Below are 10,633 nucleotides of genomic sequence, written 5' to 3' on the forward strand. Positions count from 1 at the left end.
ATGTTCTAGCCACTATTTTTAACAACTGTGTTGTGGTTCACTGTTTTAATTCCCTAACACGTGTTGATAATAGTGTTAAAGATGGTTATTAATTATTAACTTTCTCCTACTTGGTCACGGCGTGTAGTAGATATTTAAAGGGTGTTAATAATAAAAATTTTAAAATTTTACAATTACAAAAAAAGACAAGATTTTTATTCTCGTCTTTGTTAATAATTTTTATATAAATTAGAAATGAGGGTTTAAGTGAAAAGGGGTAATTATGTATTTAGACATCTTCGCCATGCTCCCATTACTTTTTGTTTAAACTCTTCTCTTAATTTTTCTATATTATATAAATGTTCTTCAGTTATTTCTTTATTACGTTTTTTATTATATTCATTAATAATTTCTTGGTCTTTATTCATTATCTATTTCTCCTTATTTTTATTTAAATTATTAACTATTATTTCTAAACATGTCATACATCAATTTTTACTTAATCAGATTCTTTTATTACATTTTTTACATTTATTCATTATTAAATTCACCATTAATTATTTTTTGCAATAAAATATCAAGTATCAAATCTATTTCTGTACCGTTATAGAATTTTTGTTGTTTTTTAATATAATTAATTAATTTTTCTTTATTCATTATTTAGTCCTTTCATTAAATTTTTATGTTTTTCAATGATTTCATTATGTTTTTTTTAGTTCTTCTTTATAACTATCACTTTCAATAATTTTTAAAGTTTCTTTTATTTTTTTCATGTATCATTCATCAAAATTCATTATTTATTCCTTTCATTTTTTAAATCATTTAACATTAATTGAACAAAATGCACGATTTTTAGGAATATTTAAAGTATTAAAGATTTGACCAGTTACTATAATTTCATCATTTTTATTTAATAAAATACATCGTTTATAAAATTTTGGGTTATTAAAAATTAAAGTAACATAGTTTAATCCATTTCATTGACCACGAACAGTATAATATAATTGTTTATTACCTTTTTCATGATATTTTACTTCAATAGTATTACTAAGTTTTACTGTTAATTTAACGTAATTTTCTTTATTTTTCATTTTTATAATTCCTTAAATAATATTGAATATGTTTATAAGCATCTTGTTCATGTTTTGTAAATTTTATATTTCCTTTATAATCTTCTATTTTATGTTTGTTTTTTGGTTCATTTTCATGATAATCTCAGTTCATAACATCTTGTACTAATATCATTAAAGCACCAATAACTTTTGGTGTTGCTAATGGATTAATTAATAACTGTTTTGAACTTAAAAAGAAATTTTCTACAATAACTAATATTTTTTTATTTTTAAATTGTTTTTTAATTAATTTAAAATATTCTTTATATATATTTTTACTTTCTAAAACTGTTTTTGCTTTAAATGTTTCATTAAAAATAATATTATTAGTTTCATTTGAGTATATAACAATTCCATTATTACCAATACCAGCAGGGTCAATACCAATGATTAATTCGTATTGCATTTATTAATCATCTCTACATCAATCACAAACATATCCATATGATTTTGTATAATCTAAATGTTTTTCAATATTATAATTATCTTCATATTTTTTAGTATTATGTTGTTCTGCTTCTAATTCTGTTTTAAAGTGATAAAGCATATTGATTTTGTTATCTTCATATAATTCATTACATTCAACACATCTTTTTCTTCTTTTTTTAGTTTTATTCATAATCAAAATATCCTTTTCAATTATTTTTGCTGTTTGTTTAAGGTATTTAGGTAGTTTGTGATAACAACTGTTACATATTAAATAAGGTATTGGTCAATTTTTATATTTAATAGTTTTAGTAGAATTATTAATACAATCTTTTCAAACTTTATTTTTACAAATTCTTAATTCACATTTTTTATTTTCATTAATATTCATAACTTTATTTATTTCTTTAATTTTTACTTACAGTAATTAATAAAATTATTAATCCAATTAAAGTTGAAATTAAAGAAATAATTATTTTTATTTTTAATCACTTTTTTTGATGTTCTTTTGCTATTTTGATTTTTTGTTCTATTAATTCTTTCTTTTCTTTTTCTTCCATTTTTACTTTCTTTTCTAATATATTCTGTTGCTTGTAGCATAAAGAATATATATTTTTATTTTTATATTATTAATACTATTAGTTTTATTCATTCCAGAAATTCTGGGCTCAAAAATAAATTGTGAAATTTTAAAAAGAAATCGAGGCATTCGATTCAATATTTATTTAATTTGTGTTAAACAAATTAATATTTTAATTGAACCGGCACCGCTCAATTTTTTTTACAAGTTTGAAATTTATTTTCTCGCCCAAAAAAATTTTCAAAAAAAATAAAACCAACGCTTGCTCACTGGGGAGTGGCAAGGTTGGTTAAATAAAGAATAGAATTAATATAGTAGGTTCCCTAGTAGGTCTATATATACTAGTTTCCAATTCGCTCCCACCCCAAGAATTACCATTACTGGTTAGTATATTTTATTAGGTATCACTCCACTTTTTATTTATCCATGCAAGTCCACATGTTTTGGCCACTATTTTTAACAACTGTGTTGTGGTTCACTGTTTTAATTCCCTAACACGTGTTGATAATAGCGTTAAAGATGGTTATTAATTATTAACTTTTTCCTACTTGGTCACTGCGTGTAGTAGATATTTAAAGGGTGCTAATAATAAAAATTTTAAAATTTTACAATTACAAAAAAATACAAGATTATTTCTTGTCTTTTTCCTTTGAGAATAATTTTTATTTTATCTTTTAAATCTATATTTTTTAAAATACGTCGAATATAAATTTAAGGGTAAAAGAGAATTTAATTTGTCTATCATCATTTTTAAATGGTAATGTTGGAAAGAATTTATTTATCTAGTAATTCATCTTCCTACTTTTTTGGGAACCTCCCAATTAAAAAATGCCAAACCCATGAAAAACAGAAGCTAATGGCCCAACAGATTTAAGCAAAGTTGCTAAATGGGAAATTAATGATGTGAATGAAACTAGAGAAAGATGAAAAAGAGAAAAAGAAGAAGAAAAAAACAACAAAAACAAAACAAAGCGGGATCTAGTTTGAAAAAATAAATTTGTTTTAAAAATTATATAAAATATAACAAGATGTTTGGTGTGTATATGAGTTTTTATTTAAACCTATTACTTTATTATTTTAAAGTAAATGGGTTTTTTATTTTTTAATCAAATAAGGAGAAAAAAATGAAACCGATATTATCAAAAGCCATAAGTAATATTGTAAAACAAGGTGCATGAATTACTAGAGATGAAGCTTTACATCAAAATAAAGAGAAAATACAGAGAGAATTAATAACATATAAACTAAAATCAGAAAATGATTTTGTATATAAAACAGAAATTAATAATGATATTATAATTTATGAATATTTTTTTGAGAAAATAAAAGATAAAGATAATGGTTCTTGCATTGTGACGAGAATTTATTTTAGTAATGATGAGATATGAGAAAAGATAGTATATATTAATAATAAAGAAACTGATGTTGAACAAAAAATAATAGAACAATATAGAGTTTATTTTTGTAAAAAAGAACTTTTAGAAGAAAGTCAATTCATAAAAAATGAAAATGATAATCAAGTAGTTATTAGAAAAAAATCTATTTTAGATTTTAAAAATAAAGAAAGTATTAATGGTCTCAATAATAATGATGAAAAGATTAAAGAAAGTAAAAATACTTTAGGTAAGCGATTAGGTAGGTGAGTTGGAAAATTTTTTATTGTTGCCTTTGAAACTTATATTTTTGGTGTTGTTTCAGGAATTATTTCTGTTCTTGCACTTAAAATTTCTTTTGCAATGGCGCTTTGTTGATGAACTCCTGCGGCTTTAGGAATAGCAGCACTTACTGCTTTGCCTATAGGTTGATGTGTAGTTTTAGCAATTGTAGCAGTATTAGGCGTTTCAGATACTAAAAGAATATGCAATTAAACCTTTATTTAAAAAAATGTGAAACTTGGTAGAATCAAAAAAAGCAAAAAAACTAGAAATTGAGGACTTAAAAGAAATAGATTCTCATAATATCAATTCTAGAGTTTTAAAAAACTATTTAAGTTTTCAAAAAAACATATCTTTTGATGAAATTAGACCAAGTTTTGAACAAAATATTAATATAATTAAAAATAGAAAATTGTCTCATCAAACTCAAGAAAAATTCTTTAATTTTGTAGAAAAGTAATGATACATGATAAAGTGTTATTTTTAGAGAATTTTTACACTAAATAATGTTACTTTTAACAAATTTTTAATTAAAAATAATATTTTAAGTGTAAATTGATGAATAATTTTTGGTCATCCATACTTTTCTACATAATTAAAAGAAAAATTTGATGCAAAGAGTATTAATAATATTCCAATTTCAGCTAATACTTGAAATAAAGTAAAATGTTTATTTCAACATAATTAATAAGTTAACAATTTTGTTGATAATAATAAAATTTTAATCTATAAAATTAATACTATTTTCTCTTTTCTCTTATTTTATGGTTAATATTCATGTTACTACTTACTAAGTAATTAAAAAATATTAATGAGGTATAAGATGAGTATTGTCACAATTGAGAATTTAACACATGCTAATGGTGGAAAAGTTTTATATAAAACGCCACTTTACAAATTAATAAAGGTGAACATGTGGCATTAATTGGTATGAATGGTGTTGGTAAAACAACGTTATTAAATATTATTAATGGAACAGTATCTGCAGATCATATTAATTTAAATATTCATCCTAAAATTAAAATTGGGTATTTGGATCAACATCAAGAGGTTAATTTAGAATTAACAGTTTTACAATATTTGCGTGAAAGTTATCAAAAACTTTTTGAACGTGAACAACAAATGGAAAACTTATATGCAGAAATGGCTAATAATTATAGTGAAGAGTTATTAACGAAAGCAATGAAAATTCAAGATGAATTGACACACCAAGGATTTGATACTATTAGTAAAAAAATTGGTCGTTTAGTTAATGGATTGGGTATTAATTTACAACTTTTAGAACAAACTTTAGGTAGTTTAAGTGGTGGTCAAAGAGCAAAAGTGTTATTAGCAAAATTATTATTAAATGAAGATGATTTTTTATTACTTGATGAACCAACTAATTTTTTGGATATTGAACAAATTAATTGATTAGCTAAATTTTTACAAAATTACCCTAGTGCATTTTTATTGGTGTCACATGATCGTAATTTTATTAATACAACATGTAATATTATTTTCGATATTGATAATTATATGATTACTCGTTATGTTGGTAATTTTGAAAGTTTTTTAGAACAAAAAAGTTTACATCATCGTCAATATGAATCAGCATATTCAAATCAAAAGAAATTAATTGAAAAATTAGAAACTTATATTAGTAAAATGCAGCACGTGCTTCAACTGCTAAAAGTGCTGAATCAAGAAGAAAACAATTATCTAAAATTAATGTTTTAGAAAAACAGCAAATCCAGTCTCCTCCAAAGTTTTATTTTAAGTATTATAAAACAACAAGTTCAATTGCTGTCCAAGCTAAAAACCTTGAAATAGGTTATCATAAACCATTAATTAAGCCACTTACTTTTGTTATTAAGACTGGTAGTAAGTGAGTTGTTAAAGGGTATAATGGAATTGGTAAAACTACTTTCTTGCAAACGTTAGCTGGTAATATTCCAGCACTTGCTGGAAATATTAATTTAGATGATCGAATGCAAGTAGCGTATTTTCATCAAACTGAAGTAATGACTAGTACTACTCCATTTAATTATTTAAAAGAGTTAGATATTAAATTAAATGATGTTGAGATTAGAAGAATTTTAGCAAGTTTTGGTTTGCGTAGTAATTTAGTAATGAAACCAATGAACTTACTTTCTGGTGGTGAACAAACTAAGGTTAGATTAGCAGCATTGGCATTAAAACCTTACAACTTATTAATTTTAGATGAACCAACTAATCATATTGATGTTTTAGCTAAAGAGTCTTTATTAAAAGCATTGCAAGAATTTGAAGGCACTGTATTATTGATAACTCATGATACTAATTTTAATAATAGTTGAGTTGATGGGGTTTTAGATTTTGAAAAATTAACAAATTAGTGAAATTAAAATAGTTATTTTTAATATTTAATTTCATTATAGGCAATGTTTAGTAATCTGTGTAACTTACAAAAATAACTATGTTTAATTAATTCTAGTAAATATAATTAAATGACTAGAAAGAGTGAGTTACAAATGGCTAAAAAACAAAATATTAATAATAATGATCCAATATCAAAAGCAGTAGATTTATTATTAGAAAATACTGAAGATTTAACAACAGTTTTTAAAGAAGGGGGTTTATATAAAGAATTAACAAAACGTTTAGTTGAAAAAATGTTGAATTCTGAAATGCAAAATTATTTAGGATATGAAAAAAATCAACATAGTAATACTGAAAATGCTCGTAATGGTACAAGTTCAAAAAAATTAATAACTCAACAAGGTAAAATTGAGATTGATGTACCAAGAGATCGCAATAGTGATTTTACTCCTGTAATAGTTGCAAAAAGACAGCGAAGATTTGATGGTTTTGATCAACAAGTGCTTTCACTATATGCAAAAGGTATGACTCTATCTGACATTAGAATGCAGTTACAAGAGTTATATCATGGTGCTGATATTAGTGAAAGTGTTATTAGTCAAATTACTGATGATGTTATTGATGATGTCAAAACATGACAAAATCGACCATTAGAAAGCGTTTATCCGATTGTTTATTTTGATTGTATAGTAGTTAAAGTTCGACAAGATAAACGGATTATTAATAAATCAGTTTATATAGCATTAGGAGTTGATTTAGAAGGTAAAAAAGATGTTTTAGGCTTATGAATTAGTGAAAATGAAGGTGCTAAATTTTGATTAGCTAATTTCACAGAAATGAAAAATCGAGGCTTAAATGATATTTTGATTGCTTGTAGTGATAATTTAACAGGCATGTCAGAAGCAATACAAGCAGTTTATCCTTTTAATTATGTAGAAAAGTATGGATGACCAAAAATTATTCATCAATTTACACTTAAAATATTATTTTTAATTAAAAATTTGTTAAAAGTAACATTATTTAGTGTAAAAATTCTCTAAAAATAACACTTTATCATGTATCATTACTTTTCTACAAAATTAAAGGTTTATCCTAAAACAGAACATCAATTATGCATTGTTCATCAAATTCGAAATAGTTTAAAATATGTTTCATACAAACATCGAAAAACTCTAGTTACAGATTTAAAACCAATTTATAGTGCATGTAGTGAAGAACAAGCAATGCAAGCTTTAGAATCATTTGAAAGTAAATGAAATAAACAATATCCCCAAATTGCTAAATCTTGATATAAAAATTGAGAAAATTTGATGATTTTTATTAGTTATCCTGCAGAAATCAAAAGAGTAATTTATACAACAAATGCTATTGAATCTGTTAATAGTCAATTACGAAAAGTTATTAGAAACAAAAAAGCTTTTCCTAATGATATGTCAGTTTTTAAAATATTTTATTTAGCAATTGAAAATATAACAAAAAAATGAACATTGCCTATTCAAAATTGAAATACAGCAATTGTTCATTTTATGATAAAATTTGAAGACAGAATTAATCTGAACTAGTACTTTGTAAAACAAAGATACACAGATTACTAAAAAGCCTCTCATTATACATTTAAACAAATAAAAAAAACTTATAACTAAGATTTAGTTATAAGTTTTTTTTATTTGTTTAAATTATCCTTTACGATTACGGTCGTCACGGTCTCGTCTGCTAAATCCACCACTGTTTCCTCAACTAGAATCACCACGGTCAGAACGTGGTCTAAAGTTTCCACGATCAGAAGAATTTCTGTCCCCTTGTGTTCTTGCTCCACGTTCAGCAAAACGTTTTTCACGTTCTTCTGTGATTTTTACAAGTGTTGTTAAACTTGCATTAATAGTAATTACTGTTTCTTTTAAAACTTTAATTTCTTCTAATAATGCTTCTATTGTTTGATTATTTTCCATTAACAATGCCTCTTCTTTCTGGCGCCTAATTGATAAATCTGATAATAATATCTGATATAATGAGATTAATAAGCACTTAATTAAGTATAGCATTAAAATTAAAATTGTATAGTATATAGTCATATATTTTATAGTTAAAAATAATTATTATTATGATAACTATTATTTTTTTATTAAATATCTAGTAAATAATATTATTAAAATTAGTTTTTTTATTTTACTAGAGTAATACTTTTAAATTTAAAAGTACGTATACCTTGAAAATCAATTAAATTTTCAATATCAATAGCAGTGATAATAAAATGATATGTAGTGTTTTTAATTTTATATGTAAAATCATATTTTAAATTAATTGTTTCAATATTATTGATGGTAGTTTTAGTCATAGTAATATTAGAAGTATTACCTATTTTTTTATTAATGCCGGTTGTATTATCAGCATCAAAATAAACTTCATAGTTATCTTTAATTCATTGATTATTATTAGCAGTAATAATATTTTTAATTCCTAATTTATGACTTTCATCAGTAGTACCAAGTAATAAATTTAAGATATTATTTAGTTGACTGTTTGGTTCAAGCATAGTTTTTTGTAAAATATCAAGTATTGAACCCTGAGTAAAAGTTGGATATTCTGGATCATCTTTATTAATGTGTCCACCTAATGATTTATATAATTCTTCGACATCGGTTGCTGTTACATCACTTTTATTAATTATGTTTTTTAGAGTAACAATAGTATCATTTTTAAAAATTATTAAGAGACCAGTAGTATTATTAAATAAAAAATTCTCTAAATCTTGTAAATCAATATTAATACCTTCATTACCTGGGTATTGTTCTGAAATTTTGGTAATTAGATCAATAATACTAGTAATAATGTTTTTAACACTATCTGTATTAATTGCTTTGATAATGGTATCAATTAATGGACTAGGATCATATGCACTATCACCAATAAGCCCGCCTAAGGTTAAATTTACTGGTATAGGTAAACCAATTTTAACTTTTAAATTAAGTTTAACATCATAAAGAAATGTATCGAAACCACGAGTTTCTGCTGTAGTTTTACCAAATATGGTTAGAAGTATTTGTTTTAATTTTTCTGGTTGGCTAATTAAAGATTTTATAGTATTGATAATATCAAGTAAATTATAGCTACCAGCACTTGGCTTTGATGGATAACCATTACCAATTGTTAAGTTTTTAACACCTTCAGTAATATCTGGCATATCTAATATTCATTTTTTAATAACCGGAATAATTGCTTCAATAATTGTTAAGATATAAAGTGGGTTAGTTAAAAGATAGGGAAAGTATTTTTCAATATCAGCAAAAAATCCTTTATCATCAAATTGAACATCCGGTGGACTTATACCATTAACAGTTATATATTCTGAAAGAATATTACCTAAATACCTTGGAGTTTTACCATCTTTACCAAAGATGTTATTATCTTTACTCATTTTTCAAAATAAGTAATTAATTAAAGTGCCACCATGATATAAATCATAATCTTGTTTTGATTTTCAATCTTCAACTTTATGACCAGGAAATTCACCAAAACTTGGACTTATTTTCCATTCTCCATTATCATTTCAAGCGCTATAAGGTTGACCACTATCATCTTTTCAATTATTCATAAACTTAGTTAATGTTTCTTCATCAGTGGGTGTAGAAGTTTGTTGATCAGATCAACTGCCATTGACTAAATTACCAAATATTTTAGTTAGCGGATTTAAAAAATTAGAACCATAGTTATTAATTAAATTAGCAACTAATTGTAATCCAGCTGGTAAAGTGCTTAAGTCATCTTGTAATGATTTTAAAAAACTAGAAATGGGGTCCATACCAGCACCTACAACTATATTTTCTAATTGTGGGTTAGCCATAATTGATATAGTTCTAATATAATCAAGTGATGAAAAAACATCATTAACTTGCTTTTTACTATTGATGGTTTTAGTTAATTCACCTGTTCCAGAAGCTTTAAAAAAATTATCAGGATCAAAATTATTTACATCAATTTTTCCATTTTCCCCTCAACGTGTTTGTAAATCACCTCAATTATCTAAACTAGTATTTTTAGTTAAATTATTAATACTATTATTTTTAATTTTTCCCATAATATCATCATTAGTACTACTAGTATCAGCACCTAACTCTTTTGACATAACCATACTTTTAATTAAAGCAGAAGTTTGGTCAGCAAAACTTTTAGCGATACTATTAGTTACACGGTTAACATAAAAATTAAAGGTACAAGCTGATAGAGGTAAAATAGTGGCACTTGCTATTAAGATAATTCCTAATTTGGTAAATACTTTTTTCATAGCAGTTCTCCTTAAATAAAATGTTATTTTTGTCAATTTTATTTTACTAAAATTTAATACATTTAACTCTGAAAATAATTAAATTCATTTCTTACAAATTGTATCATTAGTTATTTTAATTTTAAAATTTATTTAAATAAACAATTTAAATATGGTAATATATCAAACAGAGAAAAATTAAACATTATAAAAACTATCTATTATTTATTTTAAAATTATCCTATATATTAATTTTGTATAAGTGTGATATTATTAATCC

13 protein-coding genes and 2 pseudogenes are annotated in these 10,633 nt (G+C 24.1%); 7 read left to right on the top strand and 8 right to left on the bottom strand.

Translation table 4 applies throughout. The features are described from left to right. Positions 1–260: 260 nt before the first annotated feature. The 6 genes from AAHH39_RS05485 to AAHH39_RS05510 form a co-directional block, all read right to left on the bottom strand. On the bottom strand, positions 261–407 hold the full coding sequence (locus AAHH39_RS05485; protein ID WP_342219134.1) for a hypothetical protein: 147 nt from the start codon (positions 405–407) through the stop codon (positions 261–263). A gap of 103 nt (positions 408–510) precedes the next feature. Continuing rightward, on the bottom strand, positions 511–636 hold the full coding sequence (locus AAHH39_RS05490; protein WP_338956665.1) for a hypothetical protein: 126 nt from the start codon (positions 634–636) through the stop codon (positions 511–513). Positions 637–776: 140 nt separating this feature from the next. After that, the gene (locus AAHH39_RS05495; protein ID WP_338956663.1) at positions 777–1,070 is read right to left on the bottom strand and encodes a hypothetical protein; all 294 of its coding nucleotides are present in this window, start codon (positions 1,068–1,070) and stop codon (positions 777–779) included. Then, positions 1,060–1,497, bottom strand: coding sequence for a hypothetical protein (locus tag AAHH39_RS05500; protein ID WP_338956661.1), 438 nt, complete (start codon positions 1,495–1,497; stop codon positions 1,060–1,062). Before AAHH39_RS05500 ends, AAHH39_RS05495 begins: the two co-directional genes overlap by 11 nt. Positions 1,498–1,500: 3 nt before the next feature. Next, a complete protein-coding gene (locus AAHH39_RS05505) occupies positions 1,501–1,908 on the bottom strand; it encodes a hypothetical protein (protein WP_338956660.1) in 408 nt (135 codons plus the stop codon). Positions 1,909–1,924: 16 nt separating this feature from the next. Then, the gene (locus AAHH39_RS05510; protein ID WP_338956657.1) at positions 1,925–2,077 is read right to left on the bottom strand and encodes a hypothetical protein; all 153 of its coding nucleotides are present in this window, start codon (positions 2,075–2,077) and stop codon (positions 1,925–1,927) included. Positions 2,078–2,925: 848 nt separating this feature from the next. Here AAHH39_RS05510 and AAHH39_RS05515 point away from each other — a divergent pair. The 7 genes and pseudogenes from AAHH39_RS05515 to AAHH39_RS05545 form a co-directional block, all read left to right on the top strand. Further along, positions 2,926–3,114 carry a hypothetical protein gene (locus AAHH39_RS05515; protein ID WP_342219135.1) on the top strand — a complete coding sequence of 63 codons (189 nt, stop codon included), beginning with the start codon at positions 2,926–2,928 and terminating at the stop codon, positions 3,112–3,114. A gap of 107 nt (positions 3,115–3,221) precedes the next feature. Next, on the top strand, positions 3,222–3,965 hold the full coding sequence (locus AAHH39_RS05520; protein ID WP_342219136.1) for a hypothetical protein: 744 nt from the start codon (positions 3,222–3,224) through the stop codon (positions 3,963–3,965). 25 nt (positions 3,966–3,990) lie between these two features. Further along, positions 3,991–4,212, top strand: coding sequence for a hypothetical protein (locus AAHH39_RS05525; RefSeq protein WP_342219137.1), 222 nt, complete (start codon positions 3,991–3,993; stop codon positions 4,210–4,212). Between the two features lie 455 nt (positions 4,213–4,667). After that, positions 4,668–5,471, top strand: a complete 804-nt coding sequence (locus AAHH39_RS05530) for an ATP-binding cassette domain-containing protein (protein WP_342219138.1) — start codon at positions 4,668–4,670, stop codon at positions 5,469–5,471. A 191-nt stretch (positions 5,472–5,662) separates the two neighbouring features. After that, positions 5,663–6,109 carry an ATP-binding cassette domain-containing protein gene (locus AAHH39_RS05535; RefSeq protein ID WP_342219139.1) on the top strand — a complete coding sequence of 149 codons (447 nt, stop codon included), beginning with the start codon at positions 5,663–5,665 and terminating at the stop codon, positions 6,107–6,109. Between the two features lie 135 nt (positions 6,110–6,244). Further along, positions 6,245–7,006: pseudogene (locus AAHH39_RS05540) on the top strand (IS256 family transposase); the annotation flags it as partial. A gap of 171 nt (positions 7,007–7,177) precedes the next feature. Next, positions 7,178–7,654 (top strand): annotated as a pseudogene (locus AAHH39_RS05545) (IS256 family transposase); the annotation flags it as partial. A 114-nt stretch (positions 7,655–7,768) separates the two neighbouring features. On the opposite strand, the gene AAHH39_RS05550 reads toward AAHH39_RS05545, so the two are convergent. Both AAHH39_RS05550 and AAHH39_RS05555 read right to left on the bottom strand, forming a co-directional pair. Beyond that, a complete protein-coding gene (locus AAHH39_RS05550) occupies positions 7,769–8,041 on the bottom strand; it encodes a hypothetical protein (protein ID WP_174480642.1) in 273 nt (90 codons plus the stop codon). Positions 8,042–8,253: 212 nt separating this feature from the next. After that, positions 8,254–10,374: a hypothetical protein gene (locus tag AAHH39_RS05555; protein ID WP_342219142.1), complete on the bottom strand. Its 2,121-nt coding sequence runs from the start codon at positions 10,372–10,374 to the stop codon at positions 8,254–8,256. Positions 10,375–10,633 lie beyond the last annotated feature (259 nt).

This window comes from Spiroplasma endosymbiont of Amphimallon solstitiale (assembly GCF_964030965.1).
GTDB lineage: Bacteria > Bacillota_I > Bacilli_A > Mycoplasmatales > VBWQ01 > Spiroplasma_E.